The sequence below is a fragment of the Maribacter sp. 4G9 genome, from assembly GCF_002742265.1.
GTDB lineage: Bacteria > Bacteroidota > Bacteroidia > Flavobacteriales > Flavobacteriaceae > Maribacter.
Map to the genome: position 1 here is coordinate 67747 of NZ_MDGL01000007.1, position 15987 is coordinate 83733.

Consider the following 15987-nt stretch of genomic DNA (forward strand, 5'->3'; position numbering starts at 1 on the left):
TTACTTTTTATCGGGTCTCGTAGGCCGTACCTCAATTTTACTGGGCAACGTCCTTGGATGCATTTTTAATAGATCCAACACAAGTTGCCCTATATCCTCCGGTTGTATCTTCCAAGCATCGGAATCATCAGGGATATGATTGTTGAAATGTGTAGCCACGGAACCTGGCATTATGGTCGTGACTTTTATATCGTATTTTCGTAAATCCAACATGGCGGCCTGTGTAAAACCAACCACCCCAAACTTGGAAGCATTGTATCCTGCCCCGGATGCAAAAAAATTGGTTCCTGCCAAACTGGCTAGGGTAATATAATACCCCTTGGTCTTTTTAAGTTCCTCGACAGAGGCTTTTAAGGTGTGAAATACCCCATTAAGATTGGTATCGATCATTTGATGCCATTGGTATTCTGTCATTTCATCTACTGGCGCAAAATTCCCAACACCTGCATTGGCAAGTACTATGTCCAGTTGGCCCCACTTTTCAACAATTTGGTTGACGGCATTTAACTCATCCTCAATCTTGCAAACATCGGAAACAATGCCAAATGCACGATCAATGTCAAGGCTTTTGAGGCCCTCTTCAACACTGGTATTCGATCTACCGCTTATGGCCACTCGCATGCCTGCGTCCAACAGGGTTTTAGCAACGCCCAATCCAATTCCTTTTGTTCCTCCGGTGATATAAGCCACCTTGCTTTTCAAGTCTTTCATCTTTTTTTTACAAAATTATAAATCCATTTGCTTTAAAGTAGCGGATATGGGTAAACATTTAACGATTTTGATTTACTATATTTAAAGGTTTTAAAATTTAAATACATGAACAAAATTGTACTGTGGTCCATTACCGCTGCCTTAGCGGGTTTTTTATTCGGTTTTGATACGGTAGTCATTTCGGGAGCCGATAAAAAATTGCAAGCCCTTTGGGAAAGTTCCGATGTCTTCCATGGATGGGTAGTTATGTCCAGTGCGCTTTGGGGAACCGTAATCGGTGCTATTTTCGCAGGAATCCCTACGGATAAATGGGGGAGAAAAAACACCTTGATAGCCATTGGATTATTGTACAGTATCTCGGCGATCGGGTCGGCCCTGTCTAATGACCCATTAACCTTTGCCATATTTAGATTTATAGGAGGGATAGGAGTGGGTGTTTCAACCATTGCGGCCCCTGCCTACATTTCAGAAATCTCACCGGCCAACAAGAGAGGGAAATTGGTAGGCTTCTATCAGTTTAGTCTCGTCTTTGGAATACTCATTGCATTTTTATCAAATTTCCTATTAAGTGGAATTGGAGAAAACGATTGGCGATGGATGGTGGGCGTAGAGGCGTTCCCAGCTATAATTTACACAATATTTATATTTACCGTACCAAAAAGTCCCAGATGGTTGTTGATGAATGGCAAAAAGGAGGAAGCAGGGAAAATACTTCAAGTAATCAACCCTAACCGAAGCGTTGAAGAAATGATTGAAGAAATTCAAAAAAACAATGTGAGGCCCGAAAGCCATGAACATATATTCATGAAGAAATATCGTTTCCCGCTAATTCTGGCTTTTCTTATTGCCTTTTTTAATCAAACGTCCGGTATTAATGCATTTTTATACTATGCCCCTAGAATATTCGAGGAAGCTGGTCTGGGTGAGAGTACGGCACTTCTTAGTAGTGTTGGAATTGGGGTAACCAATTTGATATTTACTTTAATCGGTATTAATCTTATTGACCGATTGGGAAGAAGGCAATTGATGTACATTGGGTCTATTGGCTACATAATTTCACTTTCCCTGGTTGCTTGTGCCTTTTTCTTTGGATGGGAAGGAATGGCAGTTCCCATTTTCCTATTCATTTTTATAGCTGCACATGCCATTGGACAAGGTGCCATCATCTGGGTTTTTATTTCTGAGATTTTTCCCAATCACTTACGAGGTAGTGGACAGTCTTTCGGATCATCCGTACATTGGGTATTGGCGGCGGCCATTCCAGCAGCGGTACCATTTCTTTTTTCCAGTATAGGAGCTGGAGCGGTATTTGCCTTTTTCGCTTTTATGATGGTCTTACAGCTCCTTTTCGTAAGATTCATGATGCCGGAAACAAAAGGCGCGACCTTAGAGGAATTAAGCAATATCCTTATTGGAAAGAAATAAACCAAGGATTCTAATATTTAACGGAAAAGGTATAACCTACGAAGATTGAAACTCTATAAAAAAGAAAAATATAGCGATCTAGGGCTGGATACCAAATCTCCTGCCAGTAGGTATAGGGCCCTTAACAAAGATGGTTGATTCAATGTTAGAAAAGAAAACGTATCCTTTTCTGAAGGAATGAACATTTTCCACTCGCTGGTTTCAATGTCATGGCTTCAATTTTTTTCTGTCCTAGGTCTGGGGTATTTCATCATCAATTTGGTCTTTGCTTCACTGTATCTAACCATTGGTACAGAGCATCTCACCGGAATTTATGGAACCACCAAAATGGACCAGTTCATTGAAGCTTTCTTTTTTAGTGCACAGACAATAACTACTTTGGGATATGGCCAGATAGCACCATTAAACCTAGCTGCGAACATTGTAGCTGCAACGGAATCTTTATTGGGGCTATTATTGTTTGCCCTGGCAACCGGACTTATGTACGGTAGGTTTTCCAAGCCCTTTGCCACAATTAAGTACAGCTCTATAGCTGTCATTGCACCATACAAGGATATCAACGGTTTTATGTTCAGGGTAGTGAACCCTAAAAAGAACCAATTACTGGAAGTAGAGGTGAACGTAAACCTTTCCCTAAAAAGGGAAAATTCGGATTTGCGCGATTTTTACTTCTTGTAATTGGAGCGTTCACAAGTAGTTTTCTTTCCTACCATGTGGACCATTGTGCATCCTATATCCGAAAAAAGTCCTTTACATAAATTTAAAAGCGAAGATCTTCTTGAAAAGGATACAGAGTTCATCGCTGTCATTAAAGCCTTTGACGAATCTTTTTCGCAATCCGTCTATTCCCGTTCTTCCTATAAAGCCTATGAAATTAAATGGGGAGAGAAGTTCACCTATCTGGCCAAAAGGGATCTCAAAGGAATATCCATTTATGTTGGAAGGATTGATGAAACCTTTGAAGTGGATTTAAACTAAACCATCTTTATATAAAAAAAGCCACACCATAGTGTGGCTTTTGTGGAGAATACCGGATTCGAACCGGTGGCCTCTTGCCTGCCAGGCAAGCGCTCTAGCCAACTGAGCTAATCCCCCTTTTTGAGCGTCGCAAAGGAAATACTTTTTCGCAACGTATCAAAATACATCTTAATCTTTCTTGGTACTCAGGATCAATACTGGAATGGGTACGGAAAATTCCGATTTTAAAATGGTGCTTTTTTCCCATAATTTCTTAAAAAAGCCACGCTTTCTTCTAAAAACACAGAGCAGATCTGGATGTTTGGACTGAAAATGCTCTAAAACTCCCAAGTATGTAGTGGCGTTTTCAGTTATGGTCAAATGGGAGCTAATATCCATCAGAGCAGTATTGATTTTGAGGTCGTCATCAGTATAGCCCGGTGTCTTTACCAATAACAAATTGACTTTCGACCTATGCTTTTCAGAAATAGTGATCAAGGAATTCAAAATTCTCTTACGCTTTAGTATGCCAGACCTAAAAGCCACCAAAATACTTCCAAAAGGCTTGTATTTTGTGCCTTTTGGGACTACCAAAGTTGGAATATTGGTCTGTTTAATGATTTTTCCGGAAGTAGGTCCAAGATAAACCTCCTCCTGAATATCGTTACTTCTAGGAGCCAGAATAATTAGATCTATGCCCAGTTCATTATCTATTTCCAAAAGCCCGTCTACCAAATCTCCTTTGAACGAGGCTATTTTTATATCTATTTGTTTAGTATCTATCTGGGCAATGACCCCTTTCAGTCGCTCCTTACCGCTCTCCGCAACAATTTCAGATACATTTGCCAAGGTGCCGGCCTTTGACATCACATTAAACACTTCCATCACATAGACCTCCGCTCCAAAATCTGTGGCAAAGTCTACGGCATATTGTAAGGTTTCGCTGGCATCAGGAGATGTGCCTATGGGAACAAGGATATTCTTCATGGTTGTTTTGTTGTTTATTCCTCTAAATTTACAATTTTAATATTTCGAATGATGATTCAGAAAGCAAAGATATCTGAAATTCCCGATATTCTTTCCATGACAAAAGCCTGTAGACTGGACATGGAATCCAAAAATATTTTTCAATGGACAACGGAATATCCGTCCGAAGAAAATTTCCTTACAGATATAGAAAGGAAGGAGTTATATGTATTAAAAAAGAAAGATGAAATCATTGGATGCATTGTCATTTCCAGCCTTATGGATGAGGAGTACCGGCACGTAGCCTGGCAGTCCCCAAATACCAAAAACCTGTACATACATAGATTGGCGGTTCATCCTGCTCAGCAACGAAAGGGATATGCCCAACAACTCATGGATTTTGCAGAGGACTTTGCAAGACAACACAATTTTATATCGATCAGGTTGGATACCTTTAGTCAAAATAACAGGAACCAAAGGTTCTATGAGGCAAGAGGCTATAAAAAATTGGAGGATATTTACTTCCCAAAACAGAGTTCCCATCCCTTCCATTGTTATGAACTTGTAGTATAAACCATTTTGAAATCTAACGTCTCCTTAAAACGAATCAATAGTTTGGCCATCCCTGCCACCGTTGCCGGGATTGCAGAACCTTTACTTTCCATAACCGACACGGCCATTGTGGGCAATATACCTGTAGACGGACTGGAATCACTCGCCGCGGCCGGAATCGTAGGATCCTTTTTATCCATGCTTATATGGGTGTTGGGGCAGACCAGAAGTGCCATTTCCGCCATTATCTCCCAATATCTTGGGGCGGGAAGATTGGAAGAGGTAAAAACCTTGCCCGTTCAGGCTATTTTTTTAAATATCGCCTTGAGCGTTCTAATTTTATTGTCCACTGTTTTTGTGATTCGTGAAATTTTTGAGCTTCTAAATGCATCGGGGAAAATCCTCGAATATTGTATCAGCTATTATTCCATACGGGTTTGGGGCTTTCCCCTTACCCTGTTCGTATTTGCGGTAATGGGTATCTTTAGGGGCCTTCAGAACACCTATTGGCCCATGGTCATTGCCATTACAGGGGCGGTACTCAATGTAATCCTGGACTTTTTGTTGGTCTACGGGGTTGAAGGAATCCTTGACCCTATGTATTTGGACGGAGCGGCATGGGCGAGCCTTATCGCACAATCCGTTATGGCCATAATGGCCCTTTGGCTTCTTTGGAAAAAGACCGAAATAAGTCTGGTGCTGAAATTTCCAATACATCCGGAACTGGGGCGTTTGGTGGTTATGAGCCTCAATCTTTTTGTACGTGCCTTGGCATTGAACACCGCCCTTATTTTGGCGGTACGGGAGGCGACCGCTTTAGGCGATAAATTCATCGGTGCACATACGATTGCCATCAATCTTTGGCTTTTTTCGGCATTTTTTATCGATGGATATGGTGCCGCCGGTAACATTATGGGTGGCAGGCTTTTGGGAGAAAAGAACTATGCCGACTTATGGCTTTTGGCAAAGAAAATTGTGAAATATGGAATCTATGTAAGCTTGGTCCTTATGGCAGTATCCTTCTTGTTCTATAAACCTATAGGCCGACTCTTCTCCAACGAGGAGCTGGTTTTGAACGCTTTCTATGGGGTATTTTACATCATCATAGTAGGATTGCCGATAAATACAATCGCCTTTGTTCTTGATGGCGTGTTCAAGGGGTTGGGCGAAATGAAATACCTGCGAAATACCTTGCTCATTGCCACTTTTTTGGGATTTGTGCCGATGTTGTTCCTGGGAAGGTTTCTAAATTGGGGCCTTGCGGGCATTTGGATAGCATTTACGGTTTGGATGTTGATCCGGGGAGGGGCCTTGGCCCTTAAATTCCGAAGAAAGTTTCGACCCCTATTACAAAACCATTAATTTTGACATAAACAGTATATCATGGGAACCGTTAGGCAAAATGGAAGTTTATATACCAGTATCAACGGCAAGGTGGCTACCATTGAGTTTGGACATCCGGCAAGTAACTCTTTTGTAGCCGAATTGTTGGATAGGCTTGCCAAGGAGTTCAGTAAACTTTCTGGGGACAAGAATATCCATGTAATCATCTTAAGATCCGAAGGGGAAAAGGCCTTTTGTGCCGGGGCTTCCTTTGATGAACTAATGGCCGTTTCCAACTTGGAGGAAGGGAAGGAGTTCTTTAGCGGATTTGCCCATGTAATCAATGCCATGCGAACCTGTAAAAAAGTAATCGTTGGTAGGGTACAGGGCAAAACCGTGGGCGGGGGCGTTGGGCTGGCGGCGGCTTGTGATTATGTCTTCGCACATGAGAATGCCTCTATAAAACTTTCTGAATTGAGTATAGGAATTGCGCCTTTGGTCATAGAACCTGCCGTGGAACGAAAAATTGGTGCAGGAGCATTGACGGAATTATCATTAGCTCCAACCGAATGGAAAAACGCATATTGGGCACAGGACAAAGGACTGTTTGCAAAAGTTTTCGATTCATTTCCCGAAATGGACAAGGAACTCGACTTTTTTACCCAAAAATTGGCTTCTTACAACCCAGATGGGCTAATGGAATGGAAAAAGGTCTTGTGGAAAGGGACCGATCACTGGGGCCGGTTATTGATTGATCGTGCTGCCATTACCGGTAGTTTGGTGCTTTCTAATTTTACTCGAAACGCACTTTCAAAATTCAAATAATAAGCAATATGTTAAAGTATACTCCGTTGTTGTCCTTAACAATTTAACTTCATGGAAATTCTACAGTTTTTAAACGGGGACCTTATCTTTCCCACTCTTGCCCTCTTTGTCGTAGTTGTATATTTTGTGAACAGAATACGGACAAGGCGCAGGTTCAAACGATAGCCCTGGCTAATCCTCAATTCCAGTATTCCTGGAAAAATTCCCAATCAACCAGGAACAGGCCCGCGGTTTTTCATCAAAAACAGCACATAACCAATTTTGAACTTGTATTGGAACTTGAATTTGAAACTTGAGCTTACGAACGTGTCTTCAGCCAGCCCGTTATGCTTAACCTTTGTCTGGTGGCCGGCTTAACTTCGTGTTCTATTTTTTGGCTCTCGAATATGACCGTCCTTCCCGGCATGGGATAAATGGATTTGGCATATTCCTTTCCGTTTTCATCCTGTAGGTACAGTACCAGCTCCCCTCCATGTTCGGGCAACCAGTCATCCTCGTTTAGATAACAAACCACGGAAAGCCTTCGGCAGTCGTCATTTTGAAAGGTATCCAAATGTCTTTTGTAAAACTTGCCTTCCGGATAGACCGCATAATGAAATTCCTTTTTTAGGATTCCCAGGAAACAGGTTTTGTTCAAATACGTTGAAAGCTCGTTGATCCTATTAAAAAATCCGGATTGGACGGTGTTAAGTTTGGCTTCGTCCATCCAAAGAATAAAATCGCCCCGTATTTCCGTTTTAATGACCTCATTGATTCGGTTACCAATAGCGGCCTTTTTAAAATGGTCCTCTTCGTATTTATGGAGAAGATCTGTCCTTAAATCTAAAATGGTCTCTTGGGGAAAGAAATTATCCAGAATACTATAGCCATCCTTTAAGATATCTTCGATCAACTGCTCGAAAAGCGGATTCTCCTCAAAATCAAGTTGTTCCACCAAGCTGGCCATTTCAAAATTTTTTAAAAGCCGACAAATGTAGTTCTAAAAGCGATCGGTTTTACAAATTGATTAATTGCTATTTTCAAAATAGTATCGAAAAATATTTTATATTAAATATATATGATATATATTTGAATAACCCGATTAACGCCACCACATTATGAGTAGTATTAAGAAACTTATTGAAGTTGATAAGTCTCTTGTTACAAAATTGAAGATTTTATCAGCTTTTGAAAACCTTAGTGTTAAAGCTCTTATGGAAAAAGCCATAAAAGAGTTTGTCTCAAAAAAGGAACTTGAAAGAATTGATAATCTTTCAGAAGAAGAAAAGGAGGATTTAGGTCTTTTATTCTTGATGCAACAAGCAGACAATGAAGATTTCGCCACAGAAGAGGCATTTTTTAAAGCTCTTGATGAATGAGAATTAAATATTTAAAGTCCGCAGAGAAAGATGTCAGAAAAATTAACTCAAAGAAAGTTCGTGCCTCAATAAAAAAAATTCTACTTCTAATTAAAGAAGTAGAATCATTAAAAGAAATACCGAGCCTAAAGAAAATTTCAGGACATCCAAGTGCCTTTCGAATAAGGGTTGGAGATTATAGAATTGGACTTTATTACTTGGAAGAAACCATTATTATAGCCAGAATCGTAAAGAGAAACGATATTTATAAAGTGTTTCCATAAACAAAAATCCTTGTTTTGATTCGTTACTTTTGTAATCAAGTTATTGAAAAATGTCTGCAATAAGGATTACCAAACAGTTCAATTTTGAGACCGGTCACGCGCTGTATGGCTACGATGGCAAATGCCGAAATGTGCACGGTCATAGTTACAAACTTTCCGTGACGGTCATAGGAAAACCCATTACGGATACCTCCCATGTAAAATTGGGCATGGTGATTGATTTTGGTGATCTTAAAAAAATCGTGAAAGAGGAAATAGTGGATAAGTTTGACCACGCCACGGTTTTCAACAAAAACACGCCGCATGTAGATCTGGCCAATGAGCTTACGGAAAGGGGGCATAACGTGATTTTAGCCGATTATCAGCCTACCAGTGAAAATATGGTCATGGACTTTGCAAAAAAAATTAAGGCCAGACTTCCCAAAAACATCGAACTATTCTCCCTGAAGCTTCAGGAAACGGAGACCTCCTTTGCGGAATGGTACGCCAGTGACAATTAAGGGGCAAACATTTCCTATCTTTATCTGCGATGACCAGTATACATCTACCCAAAGGCAAAAAAGTTTACTTCGCAAGCGATAATCATTTGGGTGCCCCCAATACCGAAACGAGCTTTCCAAGGGAGCAAAGATTCGTGAAATGGCTGGATGGGATTAAAACCGATGCCGGTGCCATTTTTTTGCTTGGCGACCTATTCGATTTTTGGTTCGAGTATAAAACGGTAGTACCAAGAGGTTTTACAAGAACTTTGGGGAAACTGGCAGAACTTTCGGACTCCGGGATTCCCATCTACTATTTTGTGGGAAACCATGATCTTTGGATGAATGGTTACTTTGAGGAAGAACTCAATATACCCGTGTATCATAAACCCAAACAATACCTCATCAACGATGTGTCTTTTTTTATTGGTCATGGGGATGGTTTGGGGCCCCATGATAAAGGGTACAAGCGTATGAAAAAGGTTTTTACAAACCCTATCGCCAAATGGTTTTTTAGATGGTTGCATCCCGATTTGGGTGTGAAGGTCGCCCAATACTTTTCCGTAAAGAATAAATTGATATCGGGTGATGATGATGCCAAATTCTTAGGGGAGGACAAGGAATGGTTGGTACAGTATGCCAAACGTAAACTGGAAACCCAACATTACGACCATTTTATTTTTGGACATCGGCATTTACCTTTGGAAATTAAGTTGAACGAAACTTCAAAATATACCAATATTGGGGATTGGATCAATTATTTTACATATGCGGTTTTTGATGGACATGAATTGGAACTTAAGAAATTCTAGTAACCATTTTCTATCTTGGCCCATCAATCATTTTCATGCTCCTCTACATCTTTTGAAAGATCCAGTTTTCTAAAGGATGGCCATGCGAAAGCGGTAATTCCCACGGTCAATAAGGTCATACTACCACCAAAAATTACAGCAGTGACCGTTCCCATGAGCTTGGCGGTAACTCCGCTTTCAAAAGCTCCAAGTTCGTTGGAAGAGCCTACGAACATAGAGTTTACGGAGGCTACCCTGCCACGCATATTATCAGGTGTTTTTAATTGTAATATCGTTTGGCGGATAATCATCGAAATTCCATCTACGGCGCCACTCACAAAAAGGGCAATCACGGAAAGCCAAAAATAGGTAGACATTCCAAAAACAATAATACATATTCCAAAACCGAAGACTGCCCACAACAATTTCTTACCGGCATTTTTATGCAGGGGAAACCTGGTGGACCCCAACATAGTAATCGAAGCTCCCACAGCGGGTGCGGCCCTAAGAATACCAAATCCCTCCGATCCCACATTTAGAATATCTTGGGCAAAAATAGGCAACAGGGCCACCGCACCTCCAAAGAGTACCGCAATCATATCCAAGGTCAAGGCGCCCAAAATTGCCTTGGTATTGAATACAAACTTTAAACCCTCCTTTAGACTTTGAAATACAGGCTCTCCAATCTTCGGGTTCATGATCGGTTTTCTGGAAATTTGCAACAAGGTTATCAAAGCCAGCACGGAAAAACCGAAAATGACGCACATAGACCAATGCACCCCTATAAAACTAATGGAAAAACCAGCCAATGCGGGTCCTAAAACGGATGCCAATTGCCATGTAGAACTACTCCATGTGGCCGCATTTGGATAGATTTTCTTGGGCACGATAAGCGCGATAAGTGAGAAAATCGTAGGGCCCAAAAAAGCCCGCACCAAACCGCCCATAAAAACAAGGGCATAGATTCCATACAAAATGGTCTTGGTTTCCCACGTTTCTTCCAAACCGGGCCAACTCAATACGAATAATCCAAAACTGATTACCGAAAAGCCCAAAATACACTTCACCAAAAGGTTCCGTTTTTCTTTCTGATCTACGATATGCCCGGCAAACAATGCCATTCCCACAGCGGGAATTACCTCCATTAAACCAATAATGCCCAAGGACAACGGGTCTTTGGTCAAGGAATAGACTTGCCATTCGATAACGATGAATTGCATGGACCATGCAAAAACCATGGCAAAACGCACTAGTAAGAAAATATTGAATTCCTTAAACCGTAAGGCTGCGTAAGGGTCAATGTTTTTGTTCATACCCTAAACCGTAATTTCTATTTTATTTCCTTCTGGGTCCACTACCAAACTTTCGTAATATCCATCCCCGGTAGTTCGTGGCTCTCCAAGCACCTGTATTCCAGTTTGTTTCAAATGTTCGGTAAGGCTATCCACTTTTTCCTTGGAACCAACGGAAATCGCAAAGTGTATCAACCCTAAGGATTCCTCTGTCACATCGTGTTTCAATATTTTCTCAGATACATCAGGTCGATGCATTAACTCCAATCTTGGACCGCCATGAAAACTCAAAAAATAGGATGAAAAGCCCTTTCTTTCATTGACATATTTGCTCCCAGAAGTAGCACCGAAAAAATCCTCATAAAAATTTCGCATACGCTCAAGATCCATTACCCAAATGGCCAAATGTTCTATCCTCATTGAATATCACGAAGTTTAAGTTGTAAACTAATATTTCCCTGCCACTCGTTTTCATCGATGGAAAATACCGCATTAAAAGGTCTTCTACCGGTAACTTTTGAAAGTTTATCCCCCAAATTAAAACCGATCCCATCAATCTTATAACTATCCTCTTGCGTCACCGAAACCTTTAAATGTGCCCCTTCCTGTCCTACTGTTCTCGCATATCCTGTGTCCGTTAATTTTTCACCCATAAAAACGGGTGCCATGTTTCCAGGGCCAAATGGCGCAAACTGTTTTAAAATGCGCATGAGTTTAGGTGTGATGTCCTTTAATTCAATAATGGTATCGACCAAGATTTCCGGCGTTAATAAGGTGGGATCTATACTATTCTTGACCACTCGCTCAAACTGTTCCTTAAAAGCCTCGTATTGTTCCTCTAATAGGGTAAGACCTGCAGCATATTTATGACCACCGAATTGCTCGATACAATCAGAACAGCTTTCCAAGGCATTGTACACATCGAAACCTTTAACCGATCGGGCTGATGCAGCCAATTTATTACCACTCTTGGTAAAGACCAACGTAGGTCTATAATAGGTTTCTGTCAATCGGGAAGCTACAATTCCAATAACCCCTTTGTGCCAATGCTCTTGAAAGACCACTGATGTGAACCGGTCTTCCTCCTTGTTGTTCTGAATCTGAAGAATGGCTTCCTGGGTAATTTCCTGGTCCAAACCTTTTCTATCGGAATTATACTTTTCTATTTCCGAAGCAAATTTGCTCGCCTTGGAAATATCCGTTTCGGTAAGAAGGTTTACGGCATGTTGGCCATGCTCCATTCTACCGGCGGCATTGATTCTAGGGGCAATGATGAATACGACATCGGTAATGGTAAGTGTCGATTTGTTTAGATGTTGAATAATGGCCTTAAAACCCTCCCGTGGGTTTTGGTTGATAACCTGTAGGCCATAAAATGCCAAAATCCGATTCTCTCCAGTTATCGGTACGATATCGGCACCAATCGCAGTAGCCACTAAATCAAGATAATACGCTAAATCATCTATAGTTTCACCTCGTTGGGAACCTAAAGCCTGTACAAGTTTAAATCCTACCCCGCAGCCACAAAGTTCATCATAAGGGTAGGTACAGTCCTCCCTTTTGGGATCCAATACCGCAACCGCAGGGGGTAAAACCGAATCTGGTCTGTGGTGGTCACAGATGATAAAATCGATTCCTTTTTTGGAGGCATATTCAACCTTCTCAATCGCCTTGATGCCACAATCCAAGGCAATGATCAAGGAGAATCCGTTATCCTCGGCAAAGTCGATGCCCTTATAAGAAACCCCGTAACCCTCATCGTATCTATCGGGAATATAGGTGGCCACATTTGGATAGTAGGAAAGTAGATAGGAAGAGACAAGCGCCACAGCCGTTGTTCCGTCCACATCATAATCCCCATAAATTAGAATATTCTCGTTTTCGGAAATGGCGTTTTCTATTCGGGCCACGGCCAAGTCCATATCCTTCATCAAAAAAGGATCGTGCAAATCCTCCAATTGCGGGCGGAAAAATTTTTTGGCCTCCTCAAACGTGGAGATTCCGCGCTGAAGCAATAAATGTGCGACAATATCATCCACCCCCAAAGCCTCGGCTAAAGAGTCGATTTTAGATTGTTCGGGTTTTGGTTTTATTCTCCAGCGCATTTTCTTAAGCTCAAGTTCAAACTCAAATATTAAGTTCAATAGGGTCTTGTTATTGTTTTTTGTTCTTGATAATAGTAGCAATAATTCTTACAAGTTGCTCTACTTCGTTCAACAATTTACTCCTCATGGAGTTGTCTCCGTATTTCACCCTGTCCAAGATTTTTAAATTAACTCGGGATTCCTTCAATTCCTTTAGAGTAATCGATACTTTGTCGATATAATCTTTATCTGAGTTTGTTCCCTGTGCTTCGCCAAAATTCAATGCAGAACTACCACCAGATCTCAACAGTTGGTTACCATAATATTGACCTGTCATATCTGAGGGCATATCTTTGCAGAAGAAAACGATATCCGCCGCAAAACATACAAGTCTATCTTCCAAATCAAACTTTTTATCGGGATTCATGTAAATTCAGTTGAGCTTGAACTTGAATCTTGCACTTGATATTCAACTATGGTGAAATATAGTTTTAATATCCAATACAGCAAACCTCCGGAACATCTCCATTACCCCACAATATTTCTCCACCGAAAGATCTACCGCGCGTTGTAGTTTTTTCTCATCAAGGTTAGGGCCGTGAAAATGGTATTCAATAACGACCTTGTCATAGTATTTGGGATGTTCGTCAGTAAGGTTGGCGATGGTTTCGATGTGAAAATCGATTACCTCCAGTTTCATTTTTTTGATAAGTGCGGCAACATCCAGGCCCGAACACCCGGCCAATCCGGATAGCATCAGCGCCTTGGGTCTTACCCCACTACCATCGCCGCCGTCTTCCTTGGCGATATCTATCCGTATAGTTTGCCCTGAGGGATTATTGCTCTCAAAGGCCATGTTTCCCAACCATTTGGTGGTGATGTGATTTGTTGTACCCATAATTTTTTGTTTCTTGTGGAATACAAAAATACCATAATTAACCTCCAAAAAATAGCCTATGGCACTTGTAAATCCCTTAGACCCCAACCACGACCCCGAAACAAAAAAATTGGCCGAATTCTTCAATGAAACCTTGGGGTTTTGCCCTAATTCCGTATTGACCATGCAGCACCGGCCTGCGATATCAAAAGCCTTCATAAACCTCAATAAAGCGGTGATGGCGAATGAAGGCAGGGTCACTTCTGCCCTAAAACGGATGATTGCATGGGTCAGCAGCAATGCCACAGGTTGCAGGTATTGTCAGGCCCATGCCATTAGGGCCGCCGAACGTTATGGCGCAGAACAGGAACAACTAGACAATATATGGGAATACCGTACCCATTCCGCTTTCTCCGATGCAGAACGGGCCGCATTGGATTTTTCACTGCAAGCCTCCCAAGTACCCAATGCCGTGGATGCCAAAATAAAAGAACGACTTTACAAATATTGGGACGAAGGCGAAATTGTGGAAATGCTAGGGGTGATTTCCCTGTTTGGCTACCTCAACCGATGGAACGATTCCATGGGAACCTCCATTGAGGATGGAGCCGTGGATAGTGCTGACCAATATTTGGGAAAACACGGTTGGGAAAAGGGTAAGCACGATGGGTCAAGGTATTAGTTGTTGGTTGTTGGTTGTTGGTTGTTGGTTGTTGGTTGTTGGTTGTTGGTTGTTGGTTGTTGGTTGTTGGTTGTTGGTTGTTGGTTGTTGGTTGTTGGTTGTTGGTTGTTGGTTGTTGGTTGTTGGTTGTTGGTAAAAGATATGGATTTTCTGTCTCTTCTATTAGCTTTTCATAAATATTACTAATAAGTGAATCCACTGATAAAGGCAATCGACAAGTCTATCTATAAATCGAAGGTTCCCAAATTACACCACAAACCTCTTAAACAACCAAATTGTCAACATCCCCCAAAAGGTGCCCGTGGCCATACTTAAAATGGCCAATACAATGGCATGGGGCATCCACTTAAGGTTATAGGCGGCCGTAACAGCGGGCGCCGTGGCGATACCCCCTACGTTGGCCATACTGGCAATGGGCACCCAGGCCATATTCACGTTCAATGCTTTGGCCACCAGGACCATAATAATAAAATGACCCAAAAGCCACACGCATAAAAAACCGAAAAAAGGAAGATTAAAACCTAGCGTGGCAATCTGTAATTTCAATCCCAATACCGCCATCACCACGATAATCAAGATTCCCCCCGCCTTTAGGGCGAATCTATAGTTCCATTTCAGTATAAAATTGCTCAACGCCAACCCTATAAAGGAAAGTAGCACCACTTTTACAATGAAGCTGTCAATAAGGTAATTGTTTACAACCACAATGATTAACAGCACCAAGGCACATAACCATGGGTTCCATTTGCTTCCCTTTTCCAAACGGATATCTTCAGGAATGGCAACATCCGATACCCGAAACCACTTATTTAACCAATCGCTTTTTTTAATGGTTTGGAACATGAGAATTGTCCAAACGTTCACTAGAATATTATCCATCACAAGAACGGTCAAAAAGATATTCTCCGGGCATTCTACCAATTCCTTCAATACGAGCTGACTCGTACTTCCCCCGATCCAGCTACCCACGATGGGCGGTATGCCCATCCAATAGTTTTCCGTTACCAAGGTCTTTGAAATCAAGTCGGTTTCAGAAAAAAGTAACATAAAGACTATCGGGAAAATGGCAATGAAAAAGGAGCCCGCTAGAAAAACCAATATTGGCTTATAGCCTATGGACTTCAACTGTCCCAAGGACAAACTACTCATCACGGCGATGATGGCCAAGGGAATGAAATAATCCCTACTAAAGTCATGGATATCGGCCTGGGAATAGTCTACGTTGAAGATATACGAAATAACGGCTGGGATAATGTAGGCTAGCAAAATGGCAGGAACCCAATCGAACAAGGATTTTATATGCCTATTTTCCCATCGGTCCAAAAAATAGACTGCAATTACGGTTAAACCGGAAATAACCCATGGTGCCCACATGGGTTCAATTTAAGCTAAATTTTTATGT

General features: G+C 41.5%; 20 protein-coding genes and 1 tRNA gene. 11 read left to right on the plus strand and 10 right to left on the minus strand.

The window, feature by feature from the left end:
• Entirely contained in the window at window positions 1-711 is a 711-nt protein-coding gene (locus BFP75_RS00900) for an SDR family oxidoreductase (RefSeq protein WP_099542766.1), read from the minus strand.
• 105 nt (window positions 712-816) lie between these two features.
• On the opposite strand from BFP75_RS00900, the gene BFP75_RS00905 reads away from it, so the two are divergent.
• The 3 genes from BFP75_RS00905 to BFP75_RS22225 all read left to right on the plus strand — a co-directional run bounded on the left by BFP75_RS00905 (window position 817) and on the right by BFP75_RS22225 (window position 3114).
• On the plus strand, window positions 817-2136 hold the full coding sequence (locus BFP75_RS00905; protein WP_099542768.1) for a sugar porter family MFS transporter: 1320 nt from the start codon (window positions 817-819) through the stop codon (window positions 2134-2136).
• 177 nt (window positions 2137-2313) lie between these two features.
• On the plus strand, window positions 2314-2814 hold the full coding sequence (locus BFP75_RS22220; RefSeq protein WP_240531653.1) for an ion channel: 501 nt from the start codon (window positions 2314-2316) through the stop codon (window positions 2812-2814).
• Complete coding sequence (locus BFP75_RS22225; protein ID WP_240531654.1) at window positions 2815-3114, plus strand: hypothetical protein; 300 nt, start codon at window positions 2815-2817, stop codon at window positions 3112-3114.
• 43 nt (window positions 3115-3157) lie between these two features.
• Here the strand turns inward: BFP75_RS22225 and BFP75_RS00915 are convergent.
• Both BFP75_RS00915 and BFP75_RS00920 read right to left on the minus strand, forming a co-directional pair.
• Window positions 3158-3231: transfer RNA gene (locus BFP75_RS00915), tRNA-Ala, on the minus strand.
• 51 nt (window positions 3232-3282) lie between these two features.
• Window positions 3283-4080, minus strand: a complete 798-nt coding sequence (locus BFP75_RS00920) for a universal stress protein (RefSeq protein ID WP_099542770.1) — start codon at window positions 4078-4080, stop codon at window positions 3283-3285.
• A 51-nt stretch (window positions 4081-4131) separates the two neighbouring features.
• Between BFP75_RS00920 and BFP75_RS00925 the strand changes: the two genes are divergently transcribed.
• From BFP75_RS00925 to BFP75_RS00935, 3 genes are read left to right on the plus strand one after another with little or no spacing between them, the layout of a single operon-like run.
• Window positions 4132-4632: a GNAT family N-acetyltransferase gene (locus BFP75_RS00925; protein WP_099542772.1), complete on the plus strand. Its 501-nt coding sequence runs from the start codon at window positions 4132-4134 to the stop codon at window positions 4630-4632.
• Window positions 4633-4638: 6 nt separating this feature from the next.
• A complete protein-coding gene (locus BFP75_RS00930) occupies window positions 4639-5973 on the plus strand; it encodes an MATE family efflux transporter (protein WP_099542775.1) in 1335 nt (444 codons plus the stop codon).
• 21 nt (window positions 5974-5994) lie between these two features.
• The gene (locus BFP75_RS00935) at window positions 5995-6759 is read left to right on the plus strand and encodes an enoyl-CoA hydratase/isomerase family protein (RefSeq protein ID WP_099542777.1); all 765 of its coding nucleotides are present in this window, start codon (window positions 5995-5997) and stop codon (window positions 6757-6759) included.
• A gap of 298 nt (window positions 6760-7057) precedes the next feature.
• On the opposite strand, the gene BFP75_RS00940 is transcribed toward BFP75_RS00935, so the two are convergent.
• Window positions 7058-7705 carry a 2OG-Fe(II) oxygenase gene (locus BFP75_RS00940; protein ID WP_099542780.1) on the minus strand — a complete coding sequence of 216 codons (648 nt, stop codon included), beginning with the start codon at window positions 7703-7705 and terminating at the stop codon, window positions 7058-7060.
• Window positions 7706-7856: 151 nt separating this feature from the next.
• Here BFP75_RS00940 and BFP75_RS00945 point away from each other — a divergent pair, with 151 nt between their 5' ends.
• The 4 genes from BFP75_RS00945 to BFP75_RS00960 are packed head-to-tail and all read left to right on the plus strand — an operon-like array spanning window position 7857 to window position 9671.
• Complete coding sequence (locus tag BFP75_RS00945; RefSeq protein ID WP_240531655.1) at window positions 7857-8117, plus strand: hypothetical protein; 261 nt, start codon at window positions 7857-7859, stop codon at window positions 8115-8117.
• Window positions 8114-8380 (plus strand): type II toxin-antitoxin system RelE family toxin, encoded by a 267-nt coding sequence (locus BFP75_RS00950; RefSeq protein ID WP_099542782.1) that lies wholly within the window; start codon window positions 8114-8116, stop codon window positions 8378-8380. The genes BFP75_RS00945 and BFP75_RS00950 overlap by 4 nt, the downstream gene beginning before the upstream one ends.
• 50 nt (window positions 8381-8430) lie before the next feature.
• Window positions 8431-8880, plus strand: coding sequence for a 6-pyruvoyl trahydropterin synthase family protein (locus BFP75_RS00955; RefSeq protein WP_099542784.1), 450 nt, complete (start codon window positions 8431-8433; stop codon window positions 8878-8880).
• A gap of 29 nt (window positions 8881-8909) precedes the next feature.
• Window positions 8910-9671, plus strand: a complete 762-nt coding sequence (locus BFP75_RS00960; protein WP_206073452.1) for a UDP-2,3-diacylglucosamine diphosphatase — start codon at window positions 8910-8912, stop codon at window positions 9669-9671.
• 23 nt (window positions 9672-9694) lie between these two features.
• Here the strand turns inward: BFP75_RS00960 and BFP75_RS00965 are convergent, their stop codons facing one another.
• The 5 genes from BFP75_RS00965 to BFP75_RS00985 are packed head-to-tail and all read right to left on the minus strand — an operon-like array spanning window position 9695 to window position 13924.
• Entirely contained in the window at window positions 9695-10963 is a 1269-nt protein-coding gene (locus BFP75_RS00965) for an MFS transporter (RefSeq protein WP_099542787.1), read from the minus strand.
• 3 nt (window positions 10964-10966) lie between these two features.
• Window positions 10967-11362: a VOC family protein gene (locus BFP75_RS00970; protein ID WP_099542789.1), complete on the minus strand. Its 396-nt coding sequence runs from the start codon at window positions 11360-11362 to the stop codon at window positions 10967-10969.
• Window positions 11359-13047, minus strand: a complete 1689-nt coding sequence (gene recJ, locus BFP75_RS00975; protein WP_099542792.1) for a single-stranded-DNA-specific exonuclease RecJ — start codon at window positions 13045-13047, stop codon at window positions 11359-11361. The genes BFP75_RS00970 and recJ overlap by 4 nt, the downstream gene beginning before the upstream one ends.
• A gap of 49 nt (window positions 13048-13096) precedes the next feature.
• Window positions 13097-13453 (minus strand): four helix bundle protein, encoded by a 357-nt coding sequence (locus BFP75_RS00980; protein ID WP_099542794.1) that lies wholly within the window; start codon window positions 13451-13453, stop codon window positions 13097-13099.
• A gap of 42 nt (window positions 13454-13495) precedes the next feature.
• Window positions 13496-13924 carry an OsmC family protein gene (locus tag BFP75_RS00985; RefSeq protein ID WP_099542918.1) on the minus strand — a complete coding sequence of 143 codons (429 nt, stop codon included), beginning with the start codon at window positions 13922-13924 and terminating at the stop codon, window positions 13496-13498.
• 58 nt (window positions 13925-13982) lie between these two features.
• Here BFP75_RS00985 and BFP75_RS00990 point away from each other — a divergent pair, with 58 nt between their 5' ends.
• A complete protein-coding gene (locus BFP75_RS00990) occupies window positions 13983-14585 on the plus strand; it encodes a carboxymuconolactone decarboxylase family protein (protein ID WP_099542797.1) in 603 nt (200 codons plus the stop codon).
• Window positions 14586-14831: 246 nt separating this feature from the next.
• Here BFP75_RS00990 and BFP75_RS00995 read toward each other — a convergent pair whose 3' ends face one another.
• Entirely contained in the window at window positions 14832-15959 is a 1128-nt protein-coding gene (locus BFP75_RS00995) for a DUF819 family protein (RefSeq protein WP_099542799.1), read from the minus strand.
• Window positions 15960-15987 lie beyond the last annotated feature (28 nt).

Bases quoted from the DNA above. Each gene is read 5' to 3' on its own strand.
- BFP75_RS00980 (WP_099542794.1), bottom strand. From the start codon at position 13,453: ATGAATCCCGATAAAAAGTTTGATTTGGAAGATAGACTTGTATGTTTT.
- BFP75_RS00955 (WP_099542784.1), top strand. From the start codon at position 8,431: ATGTCTGCAATAAGGATTACCAAACAGTTCAATTTTGAGACCGGTCAC.
- BFP75_RS00940 (WP_099542780.1), bottom strand. From the start codon at position 7,705: ATGGCCAGCTTGGTGGAACAACTTGATTTTGAGGAGAATCCGCTTTTC.
- BFP75_RS00960 (WP_206073452.1), top strand. From the start codon at position 8,910: ATGACCAGTATACATCTACCCAAAGGCAAAAAAGTTTACTTCGCAAGC.
- BFP75_RS00995 (WP_099542799.1), bottom strand. From the start codon at position 15,959: ATGTGGGCACCATGGGTTATTTCCGGTTTAACCGTAATTGCAGTCTAT.
- BFP75_RS00965 (WP_099542787.1), bottom strand. From the start codon at position 10,963: ATGAACAAAAACATTGACCCTTACGCAGCCTTACGGTTTAAGGAATTC.
- BFP75_RS00950 (WP_099542782.1), top strand. From the start codon at position 8,114: ATGAGAATTAAATATTTAAAGTCCGCAGAGAAAGATGTCAGAAAAATT.
- BFP75_RS00925 (WP_099542772.1), top strand. From the start codon at position 4,132: ATGATTCAGAAAGCAAAGATATCTGAAATTCCCGATATTCTTTCCATG.
- recJ (WP_099542792.1), bottom strand. From the start codon at position 13,047: ATGCGCTGGAGAATAAAACCAAAACCCGAACAATCTAAAATCGACTCT.
- BFP75_RS00900 (WP_099542766.1), bottom strand. From the start codon at position 711: ATGAAAGACTTGAAAAGCAAGGTGGCTTATATCACCGGAGGAACAAAA.
- BFP75_RS00990 (WP_099542797.1), top strand. From the start codon at position 13,983: ATGGCACTTGTAAATCCCTTAGACCCCAACCACGACCCCGAAACAAAA.
- BFP75_RS00985 (WP_099542918.1), bottom strand. From the start codon at position 13,924: ATGGGTACAACAAATCACATCACCACCAAATGGTTGGGAAACATGGCC.
- BFP75_RS00945 (WP_240531655.1), top strand. From the start codon at position 7,857: ATGAGTAGTATTAAGAAACTTATTGAAGTTGATAAGTCTCTTGTTACA.
- BFP75_RS00920 (WP_099542770.1), bottom strand. From the start codon at position 4,080: ATGAAGAATATCCTTGTTCCCATAGGCACATCTCCTGATGCCAGCGAA.
- BFP75_RS00970 (WP_099542789.1), bottom strand. From the start codon at position 11,362: ATGAGGATAGAACATTTGGCCATTTGGGTAATGGATCTTGAGCGTATG.
- BFP75_RS00905 (WP_099542768.1), top strand. From the start codon at position 817: ATGAACAAAATTGTACTGTGGTCCATTACCGCTGCCTTAGCGGGTTTT.
- BFP75_RS22220 (WP_240531653.1), top strand. From the start codon at position 2,314: ATGAACATTTTCCACTCGCTGGTTTCAATGTCATGGCTTCAATTTTTT.
- BFP75_RS00935 (WP_099542777.1), top strand. From the start codon at position 5,995: ATGGGAACCGTTAGGCAAAATGGAAGTTTATATACCAGTATCAACGGC.